24 protein-coding genes are annotated in these 20587 nt (G+C 67.7%); 10 read left to right on the forward strand and 14 right to left on the reverse strand.

What is annotated here, in order from left to right:
• Positions 1–63 precede the first annotated feature (63 nt).
• The 3 genes from cysE to ACYQML_RS14895 all read left to right on the forward strand — a co-directional run bounded on the left by cysE (position 64) and on the right by ACYQML_RS14895 (position 1784).
• The gene (cysE, locus tag ACYQML_RS14885; RefSeq protein WP_056429370.1) at positions 64–924 is read left to right on the forward strand and encodes a serine O-acetyltransferase; all 861 of its coding nucleotides are present in this window, start codon (positions 64–66) and stop codon (positions 922–924) included.
• Between the two features lie 135 nt (positions 925–1059).
• Complete coding sequence (locus ACYQML_RS14890; RefSeq protein WP_461233228.1) at positions 1060–1272, forward strand: DUF3126 family protein; 213 nt, start codon at positions 1060–1062, stop codon at positions 1270–1272.
• Positions 1273–1457: 185 nt separating this feature from the next.
• The gene (locus ACYQML_RS14895) at positions 1458–1784 is read left to right on the forward strand and encodes a DUF6949 family protein (protein ID WP_207413933.1); all 327 of its coding nucleotides are present in this window, start codon (positions 1458–1460) and stop codon (positions 1782–1784) included.
• Positions 1785–1881: 97 nt separating this feature from the next.
• On the opposite strand, the gene ACYQML_RS14900 is transcribed toward ACYQML_RS14895, so the two are convergent.
• The 4 genes from ACYQML_RS14900 to ACYQML_RS14915 all read right to left on the reverse strand — a co-directional run bounded on the left by ACYQML_RS14900 (position 1882) and on the right by ACYQML_RS14915 (position 5174).
• A complete protein-coding gene (locus ACYQML_RS14900) occupies positions 1882–2604 on the reverse strand; it encodes a transglutaminase-like cysteine peptidase (protein ID WP_461233229.1) in 723 nt (240 codons plus the stop codon).
• A gap of 153 nt (positions 2605–2757) precedes the next feature.
• Positions 2758–3354, reverse strand: coding sequence for a transglutaminase-like cysteine peptidase (locus ACYQML_RS14905; RefSeq protein ID WP_419952893.1), 597 nt, complete (start codon positions 3352–3354; stop codon positions 2758–2760).
• 419 nt (positions 3355–3773) lie between these two features.
• The gene (locus ACYQML_RS14910; protein ID WP_461233230.1) at positions 3774–4442 is read right to left on the reverse strand and encodes a PilZ domain-containing protein; all 669 of its coding nucleotides are present in this window, start codon (positions 4440–4442) and stop codon (positions 3774–3776) included.
• A gap of 114 nt (positions 4443–4556) precedes the next feature.
• On the reverse strand, positions 4557–5174 hold the full coding sequence (locus ACYQML_RS14915; protein WP_056429377.1) for a PAS domain-containing protein: 618 nt from the start codon (positions 5172–5174) through the stop codon (positions 4557–4559).
• Between the two features lie 317 nt (positions 5175–5491).
• Here ACYQML_RS14915 and ACYQML_RS14920 point away from each other — a divergent pair, with 317 nt between their 5' ends.
• Positions 5492–6316, forward strand: coding sequence for a rhomboid family intramembrane serine protease (locus tag ACYQML_RS14920; protein ID WP_461224141.1), 825 nt, complete (start codon positions 5492–5494; stop codon positions 6314–6316).
• 127 nt (positions 6317–6443) lie between these two features.
• Complete coding sequence (locus ACYQML_RS14925) at positions 6444–6875, forward strand: CBS domain-containing protein (RefSeq protein ID WP_026175981.1); 432 nt, start codon at positions 6444–6446, stop codon at positions 6873–6875.
• A gap of 47 nt (positions 6876–6922) precedes the next feature.
• Here ACYQML_RS14925 and ACYQML_RS14930 read toward each other — a convergent pair whose 3' ends face one another.
• The 3 genes from ACYQML_RS14930 to folE are packed head-to-tail and all read right to left on the reverse strand — an operon-like array spanning position 6923 to position 9269.
• Positions 6923–7987 (reverse strand): patatin-like phospholipase family protein, encoded by a 1065-nt coding sequence (locus ACYQML_RS14930; RefSeq protein WP_405030619.1) that lies wholly within the window; start codon positions 7985–7987, stop codon positions 6923–6925.
• The gene (hisI, locus tag ACYQML_RS14935) at positions 7984–8424 is read right to left on the reverse strand and encodes a phosphoribosyl-AMP cyclohydrolase (RefSeq protein ID WP_311275511.1); all 441 of its coding nucleotides are present in this window, start codon (positions 8422–8424) and stop codon (positions 7984–7986) included. Before hisI ends, ACYQML_RS14930 begins: the two co-directional genes overlap by 4 nt.
• 17 nt (positions 8425–8441) lie before the next feature.
• Complete coding sequence (gene folE, locus ACYQML_RS14940) at positions 8442–9269, reverse strand: GTP cyclohydrolase I FolE (protein WP_419952816.1); 828 nt, start codon at positions 9267–9269, stop codon at positions 8442–8444.
• Positions 9270–9499: 230 nt separating this feature from the next.
• Between folE and ACYQML_RS14945 the strand changes: the two genes are divergently transcribed.
• Both ACYQML_RS14945 and yidD read left to right on the forward strand, forming a co-directional pair.
• Positions 9500–9961: an iron-sulfur cluster assembly scaffold protein gene (locus ACYQML_RS14945; RefSeq protein ID WP_207412683.1), complete on the forward strand. Its 462-nt coding sequence runs from the start codon at positions 9500–9502 to the stop codon at positions 9959–9961.
• Positions 9962–9965: 4 nt separating this feature from the next.
• Entirely contained in the window at positions 9966–10322 is a 357-nt protein-coding gene (gene yidD / locus ACYQML_RS14950) for a membrane protein insertion efficiency factor YidD (RefSeq protein WP_461233231.1), read from the forward strand.
• Here the strand turns inward: yidD and ACYQML_RS14955 are convergent.
• Positions 10296–10973 carry an ArsR/SmtB family transcription factor gene (locus ACYQML_RS14955; RefSeq protein ID WP_461233232.1) on the reverse strand — a complete coding sequence of 226 codons (678 nt, stop codon included), beginning with the start codon at positions 10971–10973 and terminating at the stop codon, positions 10296–10298. The two genes, yidD and ACYQML_RS14955, sit on opposite strands and share 27 nt — an antisense overlap.
• 192 nt (positions 10974–11165) lie before the next feature.
• Here ACYQML_RS14955 and ACYQML_RS14960 point away from each other — a divergent pair, with 192 nt between their 5' ends.
• Positions 11166–11513, forward strand: coding sequence for an antibiotic biosynthesis monooxygenase family protein (locus tag ACYQML_RS14960; RefSeq protein ID WP_461233233.1), 348 nt, complete (start codon positions 11166–11168; stop codon positions 11511–11513).
• 31 nt (positions 11514–11544) lie between these two features.
• Positions 11545–12015 carry an OsmC family protein gene (locus tag ACYQML_RS14965; RefSeq protein ID WP_461233234.1) on the forward strand — a complete coding sequence of 157 codons (471 nt, stop codon included), beginning with the start codon at positions 11545–11547 and terminating at the stop codon, positions 12013–12015.
• Here the strand turns inward: ACYQML_RS14965 and ACYQML_RS14970 are convergent.
• A complete protein-coding gene (locus ACYQML_RS14970; RefSeq protein ID WP_461233235.1) occupies positions 12002–13363 on the reverse strand; it encodes a 2-hydroxycarboxylate transporter family protein in 1362 nt (453 codons plus the stop codon). The two genes, ACYQML_RS14965 and ACYQML_RS14970, sit on opposite strands and share 14 nt — an antisense overlap.
• 356 nt (positions 13364–13719) lie before the next feature.
• Between ACYQML_RS14970 and thrS the strand changes: the two genes are divergently transcribed.
• Positions 13720–15747: a threonine--tRNA ligase gene (gene thrS, locus ACYQML_RS14975; RefSeq protein WP_461226846.1), complete on the forward strand. Its 2028-nt coding sequence runs from the start codon at positions 13720–13722 to the stop codon at positions 15745–15747.
• Positions 15748–15805: 58 nt separating this feature from the next.
• On the opposite strand, the gene ACYQML_RS14980 is transcribed toward thrS, so the two are convergent.
• From ACYQML_RS14980 to livM, 5 genes are all read right to left on the reverse strand, one after another.
• Positions 15806–16933, reverse strand: coding sequence for a branched-chain amino acid ABC transporter substrate-binding protein (locus ACYQML_RS14980; protein WP_461233236.1), 1128 nt, complete (start codon positions 16931–16933; stop codon positions 15806–15808).
• Between the two features lie 70 nt (positions 16934–17003).
• Complete coding sequence (locus ACYQML_RS14985) at positions 17004–17360, reverse strand: DUF6867 family protein (protein WP_056429399.1); 357 nt, start codon at positions 17358–17360, stop codon at positions 17004–17006.
• Positions 17361–17550: 190 nt separating this feature from the next.
• Positions 17551–18321: an ABC transporter ATP-binding protein gene (locus ACYQML_RS14990; protein WP_056429401.1), complete on the reverse strand. Its 771-nt coding sequence runs from the start codon at positions 18319–18321 to the stop codon at positions 17551–17553.
• The gene (locus tag ACYQML_RS14995; protein WP_405030621.1) at positions 18318–19238 is read right to left on the reverse strand and encodes an ABC transporter ATP-binding protein; all 921 of its coding nucleotides are present in this window, start codon (positions 19236–19238) and stop codon (positions 18318–18320) included. Before ACYQML_RS14995 ends, ACYQML_RS14990 begins: the two co-directional genes overlap by 4 nt.
• Entirely contained in the window at positions 19235–20587 is a 1353-nt protein-coding gene (gene livM, locus ACYQML_RS15000; RefSeq protein ID WP_405030622.1) for a high-affinity branched-chain amino acid ABC transporter permease LivM, read from the reverse strand. The genes ACYQML_RS14995 and livM overlap by 4 nt, the downstream gene beginning before the upstream one ends.

Here is a 20587-nt window from a genome sequence, read left to right on the forward strand (position 1 = left end):
CTGACATGGCGATCCGGCCGCATAGGCCCCGCCCGCCATAGACCTCGCATCGCGGAGGAATCCATGTCCGCCAGCCCCTTCTCGAATCCCGCGATCGGGAACGAAGCCATCGCCGGCACCGTCGATCCGGTCTGGTCGCGCCTGCGCGGCGAGGCCGAAGCCGTGGTTCGCGAGGAACCTCAACTCGCCTCCTTCATCGTGGCGACGATCCTCAACCAGGCGACGCTCGAAGCCGCCGTGTCCCACCGCGTGGCTGCGCGCCTCGGCCATCCGTCGCTTCCGGCCGAGCTCGTGGCGCATGGATTTCACGAGGCCATCGCCGCCGACCCGCGTATCGGCGACAGCTTCCGCGCCGATATCGGGGCCGTGCTGGACCGTGACCCGGCGGCGGGCCGCGCCATCGAACCCGTGCTGTACTTCAAGGGATTTCACGCCATCCAGGCGCACCGGCTGGCGCATTGGTACTGGACCAGCGGCCGGCGAGACCTGGCGCTCTACCTGCAGAGCCGCTCGTCCGAGGTCTTCCAGACCGACATCCATCCCGCCGCCCGCATCGGACGCGGTATCTTCCTCGACCATGCCACCGGCGTCGTCGTCGGCTCCACCGCCGTGATCGAGGACGACGTCTCGATCCTGCACGCCGTGACCCTGGGCGGCACCGGCAAGCAAGGCAGCGATCGCCACCCCAAGATCCGCCGCGGCGTCATGATCGGTGCCGGCGCCAAGATCCTGGGCAACATCGAAGTCGGCGAATATGCCCGCGTCGCGGCCGGTTCCGTGGTCCTGCGCCCGGTGCCGGCCCACACCACGGTGGTGGGCGTGCCCGCCCGCGTGGTCGGCACCGCCGGCTGCGCCGAGCCGGCGCGCGCCATGGACCAGTTCGTCAATATCGACCAGTTCATCCACATGGCCGAGGGCATCTGAACCGGCGGCCCGCGCGTGCCCGCAGCGACTTGCCCATGGCGAAGCGGCGTGGCAAGCGGTGCCCATCCGGAGGGACTCGGTCGCTCGAAGCGAGCCCGGCCTCCACCGACCATCGACGAATCAAGAGGCGAACGCGTGAACAAGACCGACATCACGAAGGTCCAGGACTATATGCGCCGGACATTCGCCAACACGAATATCCGTCTCGTCGCGCGCCCCAAGAAGGACGATTCCGCCGAGGTCTATCTCGGCGAGGAATTCCTCGGCGTGGTCTCAGTCGATGACGAGGACGGCGATCGCTCGTTCAACTTCGCCATGGCGATCCTCGACATCGATCTCGAAGACTAAAGCCGAAGCAGCCATAGAATCGCGCAAGCCGGTCGCGGACGTTCGCAAGCCGCGACCAGCACAATGCCCGAATGCGCGTAGTCCTCCCTGTGCGTCGGCTCGTCCCGACGCCGGGACATCCTTAACAACTCGTAAACGCTCTGGCAGAGTGCGTGCTCAATCCGTCATCAACGGTCGAGCGCGCCATGGATATCAGCCCCTCCGCCATCGAATCGATCAAGACCCTGTGCGTCGGCCTCGCCCTGTCGGGCCTCCTCGCCAGCGCCTTCGAACTCGTCTCGGACCGTCGCGCGAGCTTCAGCCTGCTGGAACGCGGCGGCGTCGGAGCGGTGGCGGCCCTGCCGATCCTGGCCTTCGGCGCGCCCTTCATCATCCTGCGCAACACCGTACGAGGCCGGCGGATCGAGCGCCGCCCGATCCCCTTCGTCATGATTGCCACGATCGTCGCCTGCGGCTGGAGCCTGCTCTCGGGCCGGGTCGCGCTCGATCTCGCCCATTTCATCACCGGCTGATCAGGGCGAGCCGCAGCGGCGGCCGGATGACGATACGGGACATCGCATCGCCTCGCGCCATGGCCCGTCCGGCGCGGACGGATCGGCACCGCCCTTCTCAGCGGTTGGCGGTGGCCACCGGCGAGGCGACGCCGTTGAGCGAGACCCAGGCCATGCCGTCCTGGCCCTCGCGCTTGACGTAGGTGTAGCCGGTGCGCGGCGCGGACAGGATCGCGGTGGTCTTGTTGTCGAGGATGAGATCGCCCTTGTCGGTGCGGACCATCAGGACCGCATGGCCTTCGCCAATATCGTCGATGACCACGGTCATCCGCAGGGCGCGACGGGGGAGCCCCCGCTCCACCAGCATCCGACGCTTCAGAAGCTGGAAATCCTCGCAATCGCCGAAGCCGTCATCGGGAAAGTCCCAGCGGTCTACGACGCCCCAATGGGCCATGTCGGTGATCGGATGGATGCGCGCGTTGACGCGACGGTTGACGCTGGTGAGCGTGCGCCAGATCGCCGGATTGAGGGCGATGATCGCGGGCTGCGACGTGTCGACGATGCATTCGGCAGGGTGTTTGGCGCAGAACCCGTTCCAGGCCGCCACCGGGCGGGCGCCGCCACTCTCGTTCACCGCCGGCGCATCCGGCAGGGCGGCGACCGGGCGCGCTTGCGTCGCGGCCCCACCGAGGAGCAGGATGGAGCCGACCAGGGACAGCTTGGCCGCACGTCCAATGCGTCGCCAAGAAAGCCCGCAAGTAACCCCGCAAGTAACTCCGTATGAGAGCCCACTTGCCGAGTAGCTTCCGCCGTCGACGCCTCGCAGAACCGCGTGCCGCATTCCGGTCGCCCTGCCATTCGTTGCCGAAGGCAAGAAACTGGCACGGCCAGGGCCAGGGCTCAATTCAAAAGTTAAACTCAAATTAACTTCCCACATCGCCATGGGTTCCATGGCACAGACGTGATGTTTTCGTGCAACCCGAGAGAATCCGGTTCAGCGGTTCGCAGTGGTCACCGGAGACGTGACACCGCCTAGCGAAACCCAGGCCACTGAATCCTGGCTCTCGCGCTTGATGAAGACGTAACCGGTCCGATACCAGGGCACGATCTCGCTGGTCTTATTGTCGAGGATGAACTCGCCCCGGTCGGTGAGGAGCGTCAGTACGGCATGCCCTTCGCCCTTCTCGTCGATGACCACGGTCATCCGCATGGCGCGGCGGGAGAGGCCGGCATCGGCGAGACGCTTGCGCTTGACCAGCTGGAAATCCTCGCAATCTCCCATTCCGTCCTCGGCGAGGTCCCAGCGGTCGGCTTCCCCCCAATGCTCCGTGTCGGTGACGGCCCGCAGACCGGTATTCACCCGGCGATTGACCGAGACGATCAGGCTCCAGGTGGCGGGGGTGAGGGCGATACGGGGCGGCTCGTTCGCGTCGATGGCGCACTCGGCCGGGTAACGCTGGCAGAACGAGACCCAGCCAACGATGGGGCGGGCGACACCGAGAACATCGGCGGAGGGGGAGGGCGAGGGCAGGGCGGCCATGGTCTGGGCCTGCGACGCGCCGGCGCCGAACAGCGCCAATGCCGCGAGCATCCCCAGCAAGAATGATTTCGTCCGTGCCATCGCGACCACCTCGTCCAACGAGGAACACGATGCCGCCACGCTTCCTGAGCCGCGCTGAAGCGGATACGCGCAATTTTATCGATTCGGCCCCGGGACGGAGCTCCTGCGGGTCAGAGCCAATCACCCGCTGAATCGAAGACTCGCATTCGCGCGATGACGATCAGGAAGTCGTAACCATGGTGAGGCGGGATCGACCGGCGACGATTGCGGCCCCGCTCTCGCCGGACGCCGTGGCTGTCACGACGGAGGGGGGAGACAGGCCGAAACGGCCAGCCGGCGCGGGACGCGTTGGGGAGGTCCTGTCGCGACGCCTCCGACCTTCGGGCGAGCGCCATGCCGGCAGAACGCGCAGACGGAACACCCTCAACCGGAGAGGCGGGACGACGCTCTCAGAGCGTCAGGCCTTCATGGAACAGGTCGGGCGAGATCGGCAGCATGAAGCCCACGCCGATGCCGCCCTCGAAATAGCGCACCACGCGCCCCGGTGTCCGCCCGACCGTGACGCTCATGCCAACGGGCGGCTGGGCCTGGGTCGAGAGGGCGACGCCGGACAGGGAGACGTCGATGATGCGGGCCGCGACCTCGCGCCCGTTCTCGAGCTTCAGGAGCACGCCTGTCTCCTGTGGCGTGAGACGTTCGTGGTTGCGGCCTTCGGGCAGGCCGAGCGCCTCACGGTTGGAGATCCAGGTGAGTTGAGACGCGATCTTGTCGCGCTTGCGCTGGGTCGCGCTCAGGCGGACGGCCATGCCCCCGCTGGGAAACCGGGCGATGGTCCCTTCGATCCGCCCGATACGCTCGAGATACAGCACGACGCGCTCGTCGAGTTCGCCCAGGACCGCGCAGGTCAGGCGCACGCCGCCCGGAGACATGTCGACCGTCTGGCAAGGATATTCACGCCGGTCGGCAAGCATGTAGCGGCCGAGGAGGGAGACTTGGACGCGCTGATGACGACGCAGATCCGACGGCCGCAACAGGCGGACCGGCTTGGTTTCAGCGGGCGCGAACTTGGTTTCAGCGGGCGCGAACTTGGTTTCAGCGGGCGCGAAAGCCTCGATCATCGCGAAATCCGCACTCGGGTTCGATCGTCGTCAGCACAATCCTACAGGTCGGCTCGTTACGAAAATCTTTGCCGAAGACAGATCAGTCTCGCGATCGGTCCATTGAAGTATCGATCAGGCCCGTCCGCCGGGATGCACCATGAGATGTCCGCGCCGCACCGGAACGCTGTCATTGGCCGGTTCGGGCAGGTTCCTGAGGCTGGAGGCGGCATCGTTCCTGGCGAGATCGATGACGTCGTAGGTCGGGTCGAGGACGCGGAGGGAGATGGATTCGAGCCGCGTCACGGGCCGAAGCCCCAGCCATTGCGGAACGACTTTCGGGCTCAGCGCCCCGAACATGCGGACCTGGGTCTGCCCACGATGGCGCAGGGGGAGAAGCAGGAGTTCGAGATCGATCTGTTCGTCCCTCTGGGTCATCCCGCGCAGCCCCGCGACGATCCCCACCGTATCGACCGCCACCGTCTCCACGAGGCGCCAGGGATCGGCCTGTCCCGCACCCCAGATGTCGCTGAAGGCGCTGCCGCGCAATTCGCGCCCGAACAGGGCGCAGACGCGGGTCCCCGCGAGCCGGACCGTCGCGGCCGAGCGCGCCATGTCGAGTTCGAGGATGAGGCTCTCGGAGAGGAGGTTGCGGATCTCGCCGGGCTCGATCTCACTTCTCTCGGGCGCGGCCCGCGTACCACGAAGCCGGTCCCAGTAATGATAGAGCATACGGCTGGTCGGATGCTTCATGGCGTCCCGTCGTGGCACGGTCCCGCTGGGACCTGTTCGAAATCGGCCCGATCCATCCGGCGCTGGACACAGCTGCCGGTTCGGTTAACAAGCCTGCCGCACACTCTATGCCCGTCCAAGGCGGTACGCTCGCTTAAGCTCTGATTAGGGTTAACGCGGCGGGGGAAACGCTGCCGCACGGCACCCATCGCGGCGATGTCCTGCATCGTCGGACCTTTCGGGTCGTGGAGGACTGCGCCTGAATCGCGCATCGCTCGCCTGAATTTGCATGGGCCGGGGGCTTGCGGCGGCGGCATCCGCGCCGACATGGTGGCGCCATGGATGCCATGCCCGATCTGCCGCGCCAAAGCCGCGTCCCCGTCTTCAACATGCCCGGCGCGGTGACGGCCTCGATCGCCCTCCTGCTCGGCCTCCATGCCCTGCGGGAATTCGTCCTGCCGGACGAATGGGACATCACGCTTCTGCTGAACCTGGCCCTGATCCCGGGCCGCTGGCTCGCCTCGGTGGACCCGGACCGGGCCGCGGAGATCCTGTCGGCCGCCTCCTCGGCAATAGGCGACACGGATGTGGTCCAGGCCCGTGCGGCCTTCGCGCAATACGTGGTGGCCAACCCGTCCGCGAGCCTCTGGACCTTCGCCACCTATGCGTTGCTGCACGGCTCGTGGACGCATGTCATTTTCAACGTGGTCTGGCTCGCCGCCTTCGGCTCCCCCGTGGCGCGGCGATGCGGCCCCTGGCGCTATGGCCTCCTCGGCCTCATCGGCGCGGTGGCGGGAGGCGTTCTCCACGTGGCGATCGACCCGTTGAGCACGGCCCCGCTGATCGGCGCCTCGGCCGCTGTCTCGGCGCTGATGGCCGCCGCCGCGCGCTTCGTGTTCCAGCCGCCGCCGTCCTTCCATGCCAGCCAGCCCTGGCAGCACGCCGCCCAGCCGCCGCTCCAGACCATCCCCGAGCTTCTGCGCAACCGCACGGCGGTGATGTTCCTCGGCATCTGGCTCGTTACCAACTTCGTCTTCGGGATCATCTCGCTGCCGCTGGGCGCGGAATCCTCGACCGTGGCATGGGACGCCCATCTGGGCGGGTTCCTGGCAGGATTTTTCCTCTTTCCGATGTTTGACCGCTTAGGAGGCGCAAAAGCGTAATTTTTCCGCATGTTTTGGCATCGGAAGGACGGTCCCGTGGGTTGTCACGTCAGACATGACGTCACACAATTCCGTGATGCGCCGGGATCAACCCGGCCCGCGTAACAGCCTATGGGAGATCATGGTCATGACCGTCGCACGCATCCTTTCCGAGAAGGGCGGCTCAGTCGTCACTGTGGAGCCGAACCGGACCCTGGACGACGCCATCCATCTCCTCGCCGAGAAGCGGATCGGCGCCATCGTGGTGAGCAATGACGAGGGTGCCGTCCTCGGCATCCTGTCCGAGCGGGACATCATCCGGGCCCTGTCCCGCCAGGGAGCGGGGGCGTTCGATGCGCCGATCTCGCAGCACATGACGGCGTCGGTGACCACCTGCACCCGGTCGAGCACCGTCGAGGAGGTCATGCAGCTGATGACCGATGGGCGCTTCCGCCACGTGCCGGTGGTCGAGGACGGGCGGCTCGCCGGCCTCGTCTCCATCGGTGACGTGGTCAAGCGCCGGATCGCCGCCGTGGAGGCGGAGCATCAGGCCATGCGCGACTACATCACCATGGCCTGACACGGCGTCGGGGATCCCTCACGCGGAGCGGAGGGGCTTCGTCAGGGTCAGACCCGCTCGGCCGCCAGGGTGACGAGTTCCCTGATGCGCGGCAGGGCGGCCTTGGCCGCTTCCCGCCCGAGGAGGATCGCCTCTTCGGCGCGGTGGAACTCGAACAAGCCCATCTCCGCGAGGCGCGGGGACAGCATGAGATCCGGCGGGTCGCGCTCCAGCCTCGCCCGCGAGATCCGGTCCTGGGTGATGTTGAACGCGTCGAACATCACGCGCCCCATGCCGGGAGGGCCGGGCTCGCGGGGCGGGGCAGGGCGTGGCGCCGGCCCGCGCCGACCGGTGCCGCGCATGCGGTTCAGCAGGTTCCATCCCCGGCGCGACGTGGTGAGGGGCAGGGCCGGCGAGGCGGCACCGTCGCCGTCAGGCCCGATCACCAGACCGGGCTCGGCCCGCGGATCGCCGTTGAGGTTCACGCAGATCACCAGTTCGGCCCCGAGCCCGCGCGCGAGCTTGACCGGCACCGGATTTACCAGCGTTCCGTCCATCATCAGGCGCCCGTCGAGGCGCACCGGGGGAAACAGGCCGGGGAGGGCGTAAGAGGCCCGGATCGCCTCCACCAGGGAGCCACGGGTCAGCCAGACCTCGTCGCCCGAGCCGAGATCCGTCGCGACGCTGGCGAAGCGGATCGGCAGGTTCTCCACCCGCCGCGTGCCGAGATCGCCTTCGAGGCGGCGCTTCAACCGCTCGCCGGCGATGAGGCCAGACCCCAGGCGCAGGTCGAGGAGCCCCATGACCCGCCGCCTCGTCAGCGACAGGGCGAAATCCTTGAGCAGATCGAGCTTGCCGGCGGCGTAGCAGCCCCCCACGACGGCACCGATGGAGCAGCCCGCCACCATATCGGGGTGGATGCCGGCCTCTTCCAGCACCTCGATGACGCCGATATGCGCCCAGCCCCGCGCGGAACCGCCGCCCAGAGCCAGACCGATTCGCGGTCCCGACGGCTTCGGTTCGGCCACGGGCTCGACACTGCCCCGTGGAAAGACCGGCTTCTGCGACAGGGTGGACAGCATGCCCTGGCGGTAGAGGGCGACCCCGCGAAAGGACAGCCCATCCCAGGTCACGGCCCGGCGGGTCCGAGCAGGGCCTCGCCGGATACCGGATCGAGGGAGACGGCGCGGTAGAAGCAGGAGCGTCGCCCGGTATGGCAACATCCGCCATCGCCTCCGACCTCCACCGAGATCAGGAGCGCGTCCTGGTCGCAATCGACCCGCATCTCGACGACGCGCTGGACCTGCCCGCTGGTGGCGCCCTTGTGCCAGAGCTCGCTCCGCGAGCGCGACCAGTACCAGGCCTCGCCGGTCTCCAGGGTGAGCCGCAGGGATTCGGCGTTCATATGGGCAAGCATCAGGACCCGGCCGTCATGGGCATCGACGGCGATGCAGGCGACGAGACCGTTCGCGTCGAAGCGCGGGGTCAGCGTTGCGCCTTCCTCCACATCCTTGCGCGAACCGGGCGGGGAGAACCCACCGGGCGCGGCGGTAGCTTGGCTCACCGTCATCGCGTGGAATGCCCGCGTCAGTTCTTGTTGTTGCGGACGAGGGTCAGGAACCGGACCTGCTCGTTGGCATCGTCCTTGAACACGCCGCGAAACTGCGTGGTCAGGGTGGAGACGCCGGCCTTCTGCACGCCGCGCATGGCCATGCAGAGATGCTCGGCCTCCACCATCACGGCGATGCCGCGCGGCTTGAGAATGCTCTCGATCACGTCGGCGATCTGGGCCGTCATGGTCTCCTGCGTCTGCAGGCGGCGGGCGAAGGTGTCGACCACGCGGGCGAGCTTCGACAGGCCGACCACGCCCTTGGTCGGGTAATAGGCGATATGGGCAAGGCCCATGAACGGCACCATGTGGTGCTCGCAATGGGAGTAGAACGGGATGTCGCGCACGAGCACGATGTCGGAATAACCCTCCACCTCCTCGAACACGCGCTCGAGCAGGGCGTCGGCATCCTGCTCGTAGCCGCCGAAGAGCTGGCCATAGGCCTTCGCCACACGGGCGGGCGTATCCTTGAGGCCTTCGCGATTCGGGTCGTCGCCGGCCCAGCGCAGCAGGGTGCGCACGGCGGCCTCGGCCTCCTCCCGGCTCGGACGGCCGGTGGCCACGGCATCGGGTACGCGCTTGGCCGAAGCGGGCAGGGGGGCGACCTCGGCGGGGGCCTCGACGGGGCGGGAATTGTCGTTGCGCATGCCGTTCAGGGTGGCCGGCGCAGCCGTGGCAATCGGGTCCATTCCCTGATGATCCGTGTCGGTCAGGCGATAGGAGAGGGATTTGAGCGCGGCATCCATGGCATCTCCCGCACGGGCGACACGTGCGTTCATCGTCGAACTATCTGGTTTTGCGTACATCGTCGAACCATCTCGGTCGCGTTTTCAGCCGCGTTACCGCAGGCCGGCGCCCGAACGTTAAGGTCTCCTTGGCCGTGGGCGCGACCCTGGTCGACGAACCGCCTCCTCGCGAAACGGTACGCTGGCGCCTATATCGTCGTTATCGCGCCGCCGCGCAATGCGGGGAATGCGGATCAGACCATCGTGATCGGAAGCCGGCTGTCTGTCGGCGCCCCGACGGGACCTCCCATATGCTCGACGACATCTACAATCGCCGCATTCTCGAACTCGCCGCCGACATCCCGCGTCTCGGCCGGCTCCACGCTCCGGATGCCAGCGCCACCGCCCATTCCAAGCTCTGCGGCTCCACCGTCACCGTCGATCTCTCGGTGAAGGACGGCACGGTGACGGACTTCGCCCATGACGTGAAGGCCTGCGCCCTGGGCCAGGCCTCGTCCTCTTTGATGGCCCGACACGTGGTCGGCGCCAAGGCGGACGAGCTTCGGGAGGTGCGCGATACGGTGCGCCGCATGCTCAAGGAGAACGGGCCGGCACCGCAGGGCGAGTGGGCCGACCTCGCCGTGCTGGAGCCGGTGCGGGATTTCAAAGCGCGCCACGCCTCGACCCTCCTCACCTTCGACGCCGTGGTGAATGCCCTCGATCAGGTCGCCGCCAAGGCCCAGGCCTCCCCCGACACGCAGGCCGCCGAATAGAGCAATGGTCCGGCGCGCGGCCCATTGGGCGATCCGGGGCTACCAGCTCACCCTGTCGGGCCTGATCGGCCGGCAATGCCGGCACTGGCCGTCCTGTTCGGACTACACCGACGAGGCCATCCGCCGGCACGGAATCTGGCCGGGCGGCTGGATCGGGTTTTCGCGCATCTGCCGCTGCGGCCCGTTCGGCACGCATGGCATCGACATAGTGCCCGAGACCCTACCGCCGCGCTCGGCCTGGTACGCCCCCTGGACCTATGGGCGCTGGCGCGGGGTGAACGCCCCGCCTTCGCCGTTTGCGTGCGAGGCGGTGGAGGAGACGGATCGGGGCGTTTCAGGCGGGAGGACCGAAGGCGGCTGACAGGGCGCGCGCGCCTTCCGTCGTGAAGGCGATCACGCGGCCGTCCGCGCGGGAGGCCCAAGCCCGGTCGAGGACATGGTGCAGCAGAGCCGCGCCGAGCGCGCCGCCGAGATGATTCCGGCGTTCGCTCCAGTCGAGACAATAGCGGCAGACGGGCCTGCGTCCCCGCTCCAGCGACGCGACGTCGAGTCCCCGATCCGTCAGGCCCTCACGGCCGGAGGCGGTGAGATTCGTCTCCGCCTCGTCGATCCACCCCCGCGCGATGAGGCCCTGCAGGAGCAGGACGCCGCGCTCGCCGGCCAGATGGTCGTAGCAGATACGGGCCTCGCGCAGGGCCGCGTCGCGCGGTCCGGTTCGGGTGCGGACCGCCCCGGTGCGCTGGGCCAAGCCCATCAGGTGCTCCAGGACGACGGCGACGTCCGACCCGGACAAGCGATAATACCGATGCCGTCCCTGCCGCTCGACGGTGAGAAGGGCCGCCGCTTCGAGCTTGGAGAGATGCCCGCTCGCCGTCGGCAAGGCGATGCCGGCCACCTCGGAGAGTTCGCTCACCGTGAGGGCGCGCCCGTCCATCAGCGCCGTGAGCATGTTGGCGCGGGCGGGGTCGCCGAGAAGCGCGGCGACGGCGGCGATGACGGGGCCATCCTGCATCGTTCGATCTTAACCGAAGCATCGTCGGCGGGCCATCGCCTATGATCCTGCCTCGGCCAAGGCAGGAGACGAGGCGTTCATGATCGCATGTGTCCTTCGAGAGGGGAGCGAGAAGTCGCGGACGGAGGCCGTCGAGCCATCTATGCGCGCCTGGAACAGAGTGCCCCCGCACCGCGTGACCGGAGAGCCGGCATGATCGCGGTCATCTTCGAGGTCTGGCCGGCACCGGATCGCGCCGACCGCTATCTCGATCTCGCCGCCTCCCTCAAGGAAGAGCTTGCCGAAATCGACGGATTCCTGTCGGTGGAACGTTTCCGCAGCCTCACCGAGCCTGACAAAGTCCTGTCGCTGTCGTTCTTCCGGGACGAGGCGGCGGTACGCGCCTGGCGTGAACGCCCGCATCATCGGGCGACCCAGGCGGAAGGACGTGGCGGAGTGTTTCGCGATTATCGTCTGCGGATCGCCCATGTCCTGCGCGATTACGGCATGATCGACCGGGACGAGGCACCGGCCGACAGCAATGCGGCCCACGGCGTATGACGCGCGCCGTCGACAACCGGAGAGACCGACCATGTCGACCCATATCGCGGATGTCGCCTGGGCCCTGAAGCCCGGGGAGGATTTCGCCGCCGGGCGCTACGGCCGGGGGCACACGGTCAAGTTCGACGGCGGCGTGACGCTCGCCGGAACCGCATCGGAGCACGTGGTCGGGAAATGGGCCGCTCGCGAGGCCGTCGACCCGGAGGAGATGCTGGTCGCGGCGCTGTCGAGCTGCCACATGCTGACCTTCCTCCACCTCGCGCGCCACGCGGGCTTTAGCGTCACCGCCTATCGGGACCATGCCGAGGGCGTGCTGGAGGAGACGAGGCCCGGACGTCGCGCGGTGACGCGGGTCACGCTACGCCCGGAGATCGACTGGGCCGGCGCCACGCCGGATGCCGACCAACTCGCGGCGCTCCACGAGGCCGCGCATGAGGAGTGCTTCATCGCGAATTCGGTGAGGACGGAGGTCGTCGTGGCCGCTCCCCTCAGCCCCCGCTGACCCACCGCATCACCACCAGCGTCCCCGTCACCATCAGCGCGCCGCCGATGCGGGTGGCGATCTGGGCGAAGGGCATCAGCGCCATGCGGTTGGCGGCGGTGAGGATCGCCACGTCCCCGGTGCCGCCCTGGCCGCTATGGCAGGCATTCACGATGGCGGTCTCGATCGGGTACATGCCGAGGCGGCGCCCCACCAGGAATCCGGTGCCCATCAGCGTCACCACCGTCGAGACGATGGTGACGAGGTTGGCCAGCGTGAACGCCGCCACCAGCTTGTCCCAGGGGGTCATCGACACGCCGATGGCGAAGAGCAGCGGATAGGTCATGCTGATCTGCACGAACTTGTAGGCGACGAAACCGCCGGCCTGGAGGCGCGGGGAGACGGCGCTGGCGAGCTTGGCGAGCACCGCGAGGAACAGCATCGCCACGGGGGCGGGGAGCCCGGTGAGGTGGTGCGTCATCACGCCGAGGAGGTAGAGCGTCACGGCGGTGAGCGCGGCCGCGCCCACCGTCGCCGCGTCCACCGGCGCGTCCTCGACCTTGGCGGCAGTGACGTCGTTGTCCCGGTCCGGCTGCAGGCGGCCCTCGCCAGTGAGATGCGGCAGCCGCTTGCCCACGGCATTGAGGGTGCCCGCCAGCACGATCGCCGTCAGGCTGCCGAGCATGACGGGAGGCAGCAACTGCGCGAACACATCGCCCTGGCCTTGGCCGAGGATGGCCGCGTAGCCGATGGAGAGCGGGATCGCCCCTTCGCCGACGCCGCCGGCCATGATCGGGACGACCAGGAAAAAGAACGTGTGATAGGCGCCGAGGCCGAGCAGGGTGCCGACCAGCGTGCCCATGCAGGCCGCCGCAACGGAGCCGGCCGCCAGGGGCACGAAGATCTTCAGGAAGCCCTTGATCAGCACCTCGCGGTCCATGCCCAGGATGCTGCCGACGATGATCGTGGCGATATACAGGTAGAGGAAGTTGGTGAACTTGGTGAAATCCGTGATCGCCTTCACCAGCGGCGTCGGGATCAGCATGTAATAGACCAGGGCCGAGGGGATGAAGGTCGCGAAGATCGCGCCCGCCCCGATGGTCTTGAGGACCGGCAGCCGCTTGCCGATCTCGGCGCAGGTGAAACCGCCGAGCGCCAGCACCGCGATCATCGTCGGCGCATCGGGCTTGATCTCGCCCTCCGAGGTCAGGACCGCCAGCAGGATCGCCAGGATGAGATAGACCGGCAGAGGAATGATGCCGATCTTGATGTCGACGAGCCGCCACCAGCCCTCCGGCCAGAACCGGCGCGCGGGCATCTCCGCCGCCGGGACGGGCTCGGCGGCAGCGGCGGAAGCTGGGTTCGCCATCGATACTCTCCCATCGGCCGGTCGCCTTTCGGGCCGGCCTGATTGATCGGAGCTTCTACGGCGTACCGGCAAGAGTGTGACCCGCCACCGGCCCGCCGCGGCTCCCTGGTGCGTGCATGGGCGGATCGGGCCGGAAGCTTGTCAATCGCAGCTCGTATCAACCGATCCGGATCGTCTCGGAAGTTCGTTCACGTCCGCGAGAGCCCGGAAAAGGCCGGCCGAGGCCCCGCGCGGATTTCTTCCTCCTGCGAAACGGTCTAAACCGCGCCGCACGCGCTGACGCCGCGCGCCACCTCAAACCCAGATCCGCTTACCTGCCTCGTTCGCAGGAGTGAGCCCCCGGAGACTCGTTCGCGATGCCCATTCTGACATTCCCCGACGGCAATACCCGCAGCTACGACGCCGCGGTGACCGGCCGTACCGTCGTGGAGGGCATCGCCAAAAGCCTCGCCAAGCGCACCGTGGCGATGGCCCTCGACGGGCGGGTCCGCGACCTCGACGACCTGATCGATGCGGATGTGCGCATCGAATTCCTCGACCGCGCCGACCCGCGCAGCCTCGAACTGATCCGGCACGATTGCGCCCACGTCCTGGCGGAGGCCGTGCAATCCCTCTGGCCGGAGACCCAGGTCACCATCGGCCCGGTGATCGAGAACGGGTTCTACTACGACTTCGCCCGCGACCAGCCGTTCACCCCCGAGGACTTCCCCAAGATCGAGGCGAAGATGCGCGAGCTCATCGCCCGCGACGCCCCCTTCACCAAGGAGGTGTGGAAGCGCGACGACGTGCGGGCGCTGTTCGAGTCGAAAGCCGAGAAATACAAGGTCGAGCTCGTCGACGCGATCCCGCCCGGCGAGGACCTGAACATCTACCGCCAGGGCGAGTGGTTCGACCTGTGCCGCGGCCCGCACATGACCTCCACGGGCAAGGTCGGCACCGCCTTCAAGCTGATGAAGGTGGCGGGCGCCTATTGGCGCGGCGATTCCAACAACCCGATGCTGACCCGCATCTACGGCACCGCCTGGGCCACAAAGGAAGACCTCGACGCCTATCTCCACCGGCTGGAGGAGGCCGAGCGCCGCGACCATCGCCGCCTCGGCCGCGAGATGGACCTGTTCCATTTCCAGGAGGAGGGGCCGGGCGTCGTATTCTGGCACGCCAAGGGCTGGACCATCTTCCAGGAGCTCATCGCCTATATGCGTCGCCGCCTGAAGGGCGATTACGCCGAGGTGAACGCGCCGCAGATCCTCGACAAGTCGCTCTGGGAGACTTCGGGCCACTGGGACTGGTACCGCGAGAACATGTTCGCCGCGCAAAGCGCCGGCGACGAGGCCGAGGACAAGCGCTGGTTCGCGCTGAAACCCATGAACTGCCCCGGCCATGTGATGATCTTCAAGCACGGCCTGAAATCCTACCGCGACCTGCCCCTGCGCATGGCCGAGTTCGGCATCGTCCACCGCTACGAGGCGTCGGGCGCCATGCACGGGCTGATGCGCGTGCGCGGCTTCACCCAGGACGACGCCCACGTCTTCTGCACCGAGGACCAGCTCGCCGACGAATGCCTCAAGATCAACGACCTGATCCTCTCGACCTATAGCGATTTCGGCTTCGGCGACATCGTGGTGAAGCTCTCGACCCGGCCCGAGAAACGGGTCGGTTCGGACGCCCTCTGGGACCATGCCGAGGAGGTGATGACCCGCGTCCTGGCGCAGATCGAGGAGCAGTCGGGCGGCCGGATCAAGACCGAGATCAACCCGGGCGAGGGCGCCTTCTACGGGCCGAAATTCGAATACGTGCTCCGCGACGCCATCGGCCGCGACTGGCAATGCGGCACGACCCAGGTGGATTTCAATCTGCCGGAGCGCTTCGGGGCGTTCTACGTCGATGGCGACAGCCAGAAGAAGGCACCGGTCATGGTGCACCGGGCGATCTGCGGCTCGCTGGAGCGTTTCACCGGCATCCTGATCGAGCATTTCGCCGGCCATTTCCCGCTCTGGCTCGCGCCGGTTCAGGTGGTGGTGGCGACGATCACCCAGGAGGCGGACGGTTACGCCCGCGAGGTGGTAGCGGCGCTGAACCGCGCCGGGCTCCGGGTCGAGTCGGACCTGCGCAACGAGAAGATCAACTACAAGGTCCGCGAGCATTCGCTGGCCAAGGTGCCGGTCATGCTCGTGGTCGGCCGCAAGGAAGGCGAGGAGCGCACCGTCTCGATCCGCCGGCTGGGCAGCCAGCAGACCCGCACCGCCGCCCTCGACACGGCTCTCGCCGACCTCCTCGCGGAAGCGACCTCACCGGATATCCGCCGGGCGCAGGCCGTGGACGAAAGCGTGCCGAGCGCCGAAGTCGCGCTCGACGGCCAGCACGGGGAAAGCCCGACGCCGTGATCCGGTCTCGGTGAGCATTCCCTCTCCCCGCCCGGCGGGGAGAGGGGTAGGCGTCGTCCTACGGGACCTCGTTGCCGGCGTAGTTGATGGAGCCGTCGGCGCCCTTCTTCCACATGTACATGACGTAGTCGGGCCGGGTGATGTCGCCCTTCTTGTCGTAGGAGATGTCGCCGATCACGGTGTCGAACGGCTTGCCCTGGTGCAGATGTGCGGCGAGCTTCTGCCCATCCGTCGATTTCGTCGCCTCAATCGCCTGTTTCAGGATCTGAACGGCGGCGTAGGAATAGAGCGTGTAGCCTTCCGGCTCGAACTTGATCGCCTTGAAGGAATCGATGGTGGCCTTGGCCTTGGGGTTCTTGCGGGCGTCGGGCGAGAAGGTCATGAAGGTGCCTTCGGAGCCGGGGCCGCCGACCTGCGCGAACTCACGGTCGGCGAGAGCATCTCCACCCATGAGGGGAGCCTGAAGGCCCTGGTCGCGCATCTGGCGGATCAGCAGCCCGGCCTCGGTGTAGTAGCCGCCGAAGTAGATCACATCGACATTGGCCTGTTTGAGCTTCGAGACGAGGGCGGAAAAATCCTTCTCGCCGGGCGTGAGGCTCTCGGAGATCGCAGCGGACCCTCCCTTGGCCTTCAGTGCTTTCAACGTCTCTTCGGCCAGCCCCTTACCGTAAGTGCTCTTGTCGTGGATGAAGGCGACCTTCTTGCCCTTGAACTTGTCGGCGAGATACGCCGCCGCGACCGCGCCCTGCTGGTCGTCACGGCCACAGGTGCGAAACGTGTTCCAGTTGCCGCGTTCGGTGAACTTGATCGCCGTGGAGGCGGGGGTGATCTGGATGATGCCGGCCTCGATCAGCGCTTCGGAGACAGGAATCGAGACGCTGGAATTGAAGTCGCCGACCACCATCTTCACGCCCTCGCCGGCGAACTTGTTGGCGACCGACACGCCCTGCTTCGGGTCGGAGGCGTCGTCACCGACCGAGACGACGAGTTTTTCGCCGTTGACGCCGCCGGCCTTGTTGATGTCCTCGACCGCCTGAACCGCGCCGTTCCGGATCTGCGCGCCGAACGCGGCGCTCGGCCCCGTGATCGGCGCGATGACGCCGATCTTGATCTCGGCCTGCGCGGTGCCCGCCAGCATCAGCGCGCCCAGCGCCACGCTCATCGCCATCAGTGTTTTCATGGTCATTTCCCCTCGATCAGCGCGGCGGATCGAACCGTCTCCGCATGGCGCATGGTTGCATGAAGATGGTGCGGATTCACGCCCCTTGCCGGTCCCGCCAGGTCAGGGGGCCGGTGCGCTCGTAGAGCCAGCGATACTGGGTGGTCATCTGCCGGGTGCGGGTGACCCGGTAGCCGAGCGCGCCGATGGCGAGGATCACCACCGCGTCGAGGGCGTAGCCGGCCGGCGAGAGCAGCGTGCCCGAGAACAGGGCATAATGCAGGAAGCGCGAGACCGCCGCGATGGCGAGCCCCGCCAGCACGCACTGCCAGAACGGACGCCATCCCCGGGCGAAGCTGCTGCCCGCCATCCAGGCCGCGCCCCCGCCCATCGCCAGCGTGACGAGGAGGAAGATGCCGAGATTGGGCGTGTCGAGGGACAGGGTCTCGGTCATGATGTCTTGCCTGGCAATGCCATCCGAAGCGGGACGCGCCTTCCCTCCCCCCGAAGCGGGGGAGGGTGGCCCGCGAAGCGGGTCGGGAGAGGGGAGCGACGGCTCCGGAGAGGTCTCCCCCTTTCCCGCCTGCTCCGCAGGCACCCTCTCCCGCATGGGGGAGAGGGTGAGGGCGTCATTGCCAACCCGCTCAATGCTGGCCCCCTTCGAGATAGGCGGCCTTCACCTGCGGGTTGTCGAGGAGCTCGCGGCCCGTGCCACTCATCGTCACCGCGCCCGTCACCATGACGTAGCCGCGATGGGCCAGCTTGAGGGCGTGATAGGCGTTCTGCTCGACGATGAAGACGGTGAGACCCTCGCGCTCGTTGAGGTCCCGCACGGCCGAGAAGATCTGCTTGACGATGAGCGGGGCGAGGCCGAGCGACGGCTCGTCGAGCATGAGCAGGCGCGGGCGGCTCATCAGGGCGCGGGCGATGGCGAGCATCTGCTGTTCGCCGCCGGACATGGTGCCGCCGCGCTGGTCGAGCCGCTCCTTCAGGCGCGGGAACAGGACGCACATGCGCTCCAAATCCTCGGCGAAGTAGCGCCCGCCATGCAGGGCCGCGCCCATCTGCAGGTTCTCGCGCACGCTCATGCGAGAGAAGATGCGCCGCCCCTCCGGCGACTGGGCGATGTTGAGGCGCGCGATCTCATGGGTCGCCATGCGGGTGATGTCACGGCCCGCATAGGTGATGCTGCCGGTCCGTGCCTGCGGCTGGCCGAAGATCGTCATCATCAGGGTCGACTTGCCGGCCCCGTTGGCGCCGATCAGGGCGACGATCTCGCCCTCTTTGACGTGCAGATCGACGCCTTTCAGGGCCTGGATGCTGCCGTAATAGGCAGAGACGCCACGCACATCGAGGAGGGGCGCCTGAAGCGCGCGGGTCTCCTCCACGAGGACGTTGATGCCGGCGACACTCATGCTTGCGTTCCCGTCAGGCCGACCTCGGCCTCCACCGCCGCCACCTCCTCGTCGTCGACGCCCAGATAGGCGGCGATGACGCGGGTATCGGTGCGGATGTCGTCGGGCGTGCCGTCGGCGATCTTGATGCCGTAATCGAGCACGACGATCCGGTCGGAGATCTGCATCACCACCGACATGTCGTGTTCGATGAGGAGGACGGAGGTGTCGTACTCGTCCCGGATCAGTCGTAGCAGGGTGTTGAGTTCCGAGGATTCGCGCGGGTTGAGGCCGGCGGCGGGCTCGTCGAGGCAGAGCAGCACCGGATCGGTGCACATGGCCCTGGCGATCTCAAGCCGGCGCTGATCGCCGTAGGGCAGGTCGCCGGCGGCATCGTCGGCCCGCGCCGTCAGGCCGATCCGGTCGAGCCAGGCGGCGGCTTTCTCGATTCCCGCCTTCTCGGCGCTGCGATAGGCCGGCAGGCCGAGAATACCGAGGATCGAGAAACCCGAGGCGCGCATCAGCGGCTTGTGCATGGCCACCAGCAGGTTCTCCAGCACGGTCATGCGCGGGAACAGGCGGATGTTCTGGAAGGTGCGGGCGACGCGGGCGAGCCGGTTCACGTCATGGCCGGGCAGGCGCTCGAGAAGGTAGGTCTCGCCGCCCTTCTGCACCAGGCGGATCATGCCCTCGCTCGGCTTGTAGAAGCCCGTGATGCAGTTGAAGACCGTGGTCTTGCCCGCGCCGTTGGGGCCGATCAGGGCCGTGATGTCGCCGCGCCCGACCTTGAACGAGAGGTCGTTGACGGCGGTGAGGCCGCCGAACCGCATGGTCAGGTGGTCGACGATCAGCACCGGATCGGCGGGGCCGCCGGGAATGGCGGCGGGGGGCTCGTCCTGCAACGTCGCGAGCCGGTTGATGCCTGTGGCGAGGGTCATCGGCCGCGCTCCGCGATGGTGACGGAGGGTGTTCGCTCGGAGATGAGGCCGCGCGGGCGGAACACCATCATCGCCACCATGGCGAGGCCGAACAGCAGCAGGCGGTACTCGTTGGGGTCGAACCCCTCGCCGAACACGGCCTTGAGGAAGCCGAGATTGCGCAGGAGTTCGGGGCCGCCGATCATGACGATGGCGGCGATGGCGACGCCGATCTGGCTGCCCATACCGCCGAGCACGACGATGGCCAGGATGATGGCGCTCTCCAGGAAGTTGAAGCTCTCCGGCGAGACGAAGGCCTGCCGCACGGCGAAGAACGATCCGGCGAAGCCCGCGAACATCGCCCCGAGGGCGAAGGCGGTGAGCTTGGTGATGGTGGTGTCGATGCCGAGCGAGCGGCAGGCGATCTCGTCCTCGCGCAGCGCCTCCCAGGCCCGCCCGAGGGGCAGGCGCCGCATGCGCAGGGTCACGAGGTTGGTGACGAGCGCCAGGACCAGGATCAGGTAATACAGGAAGACCAGCCTGTGCATGGCGTTGAAGCTGAGCCCGAACGTGGCGGCGAAGCCGTTCTCTCCCGCCGTGAAGGGCAGGCCGAAGAAGCTGACGCGCGGGATCGAGGAAATGCCGGCCGCGCCCCCCGAGAAGTCGGTCCAGTTGATGAGGACGAGGCGGATGATCTCGCCGAAGGCCAGGGTCACGATGGCGAGGTAATCGCCCCGGAGCCTGAGGACGGGAAAGCCCAGCAGCACACCGAAGGCGGCGGCGAACAGGCCGGCCAGGGGCAGGCAGATCCAGAAGGACAGGCCGAACACGGTGGAGAGCAGGGCGTAGGAATAGGCCCCCACCGCGTAGAAGGCGACGTAGCCGAGGTCGAGCAGGCCCGCGAGGCCGACCACGATGTTGAGCCCCCATCCGAGCATGACATAGGTCAGGATCAGGATGCCGAGATCGATCCAGTAGCGGCCCTCGCCGAGGGACCCTGTGAGGAGGGTGGCGAGGAGCGGCAGGGTGAGGGCGATCACGAGGGTGATCGGCGCGAGGATCGCGGCGAGGCGGCTCGCCCCTTCCACCACCGGCGCACGGGCGGCCCGCCGCCGCGCCCGCCCGGTGAGGTAGAGCTGCTGCACGAGGCGCAGGACGAAGATGGCGGCGCAGAGGGCGAGCACGGTGCCCCAGCGCGTGGTGATGACGAGGCCGATGCCTTGGCCGAGATCGGTGCGGTAGCTGACGATGGGCACGCACAGGCCCAGCGTCACCAGGGCGAACAGCCCCGCATCCTTGATCAGGCCGGGCAGGGGAGACGCCTCGGCGCGGGCGGTCGCGGCGATGGGGGTGGTCGAACCGGTTGCCAC

It is taken from the genome of Methylobacterium sp. CM6244, from assembly GCF_054817885.1.

Bases quoted from the DNA above. Each gene is read 5' to 3' on its own strand.
- cysE (WP_056429370.1), top strand. From the start codon at position 64: ATGTCCGCCAGCCCCTTCTCGAATCCCGCGATCGGGAACGAAGCCATC.
- ACYQML_RS14895 (WP_207413933.1), top strand. From the start codon at position 1,458: ATGGATATCAGCCCCTCCGCCATCGAATCGATCAAGACCCTGTGCGTC.
- ACYQML_RS14925 (WP_026175981.1), top strand. From the start codon at position 6,444: ATGACCGTCGCACGCATCCTTTCCGAGAAGGGCGGCTCAGTCGTCACT.
- folE (WP_419952816.1), bottom strand. From the start codon at position 9,269: ATGTACGCAAAACCAGATAGTTCGACGATGAACGCACGTGTCGCCCGT.
- ACYQML_RS14920 (WP_461224141.1), top strand. From the start codon at position 5,492: ATGGATGCCATGCCCGATCTGCCGCGCCAAAGCCGCGTCCCCGTCTTC.
- ACYQML_RS14970 (WP_461233235.1), bottom strand. From the start codon at position 13,363: ATGGCGAACCCAGCTTCCGCCGCTGCCGCCGAGCCCGTCCCGGCGGCG.
- ACYQML_RS14915 (WP_056429377.1), bottom strand. From the start codon at position 5,174: ATGAAGCATCCGACCAGCCGTATGCTCTATCATTACTGGGACCGGCTT.
- ACYQML_RS14945 (WP_207412683.1), top strand. From the start codon at position 9,500: ATGCTCGACGACATCTACAATCGCCGCATTCTCGAACTCGCCGCCGAC.
- ACYQML_RS14900 (WP_461233229.1), bottom strand. From the start codon at position 2,604: ATGCGGCACGCGGTTCTGCGAGGCGTCGACGGCGGAAGCTACTCGGCA.
- yidD (WP_461233231.1), top strand. From the start codon at position 9,966: ATGGTCCGGCGCGCGGCCCATTGGGCGATCCGGGGCTACCAGCTCACC.
- ACYQML_RS14985 (WP_056429399.1), bottom strand. From the start codon at position 17,360: ATGACCGAGACCCTGTCCCTCGACACGCCCAATCTCGGCATCTTCCTC.
- ACYQML_RS14910 (WP_461233230.1), bottom strand. From the start codon at position 4,442: ATGATCGAGGCTTTCGCGCCCGCTGAAACCAAGTTCGCGCCCGCTGAA.
- ACYQML_RS14990 (WP_056429401.1), bottom strand. From the start codon at position 18,321: ATGAGTGTCGCCGGCATCAACGTCCTCGTGGAGGAGACCCGCGCGCTT.
- hisI (WP_311275511.1), bottom strand. From the start codon at position 8,424: ATGACGGTGAGCCAAGCTACCGCCGCGCCCGGTGGGTTCTCCCCGCCC.
- thrS (WP_461226846.1), top strand. From the start codon at position 13,720: ATGCCCATTCTGACATTCCCCGACGGCAATACCCGCAGCTACGACGCC.
- ACYQML_RS14995 (WP_405030621.1), bottom strand. From the start codon at position 19,238: ATGACCCTCGCCACAGGCATCAACCGGCTCGCGACGTTGCAGGACGAG.
- ACYQML_RS14960 (WP_461233233.1), top strand. From the start codon at position 11,166: ATGATCGCGGTCATCTTCGAGGTCTGGCCGGCACCGGATCGCGCCGAC.
- ACYQML_RS14965 (WP_461233234.1), top strand. From the start codon at position 11,545: ATGTCGACCCATATCGCGGATGTCGCCTGGGCCCTGAAGCCCGGGGAG.
- ACYQML_RS14955 (WP_461233232.1), bottom strand. From the start codon at position 10,973: ATGCAGGATGGCCCCGTCATCGCCGCCGTCGCCGCGCTTCTCGGCGAC.
- ACYQML_RS14905 (WP_419952893.1), bottom strand. From the start codon at position 3,354: ATGCTCGCGGCATTGGCGCTGTTCGGCGCCGGCGCGTCGCAGGCCCAG.
- ACYQML_RS14980 (WP_461233236.1), bottom strand. From the start codon at position 16,933: ATGACCATGAAAACACTGATGGCGATGAGCGTGGCGCTGGGCGCGCTG.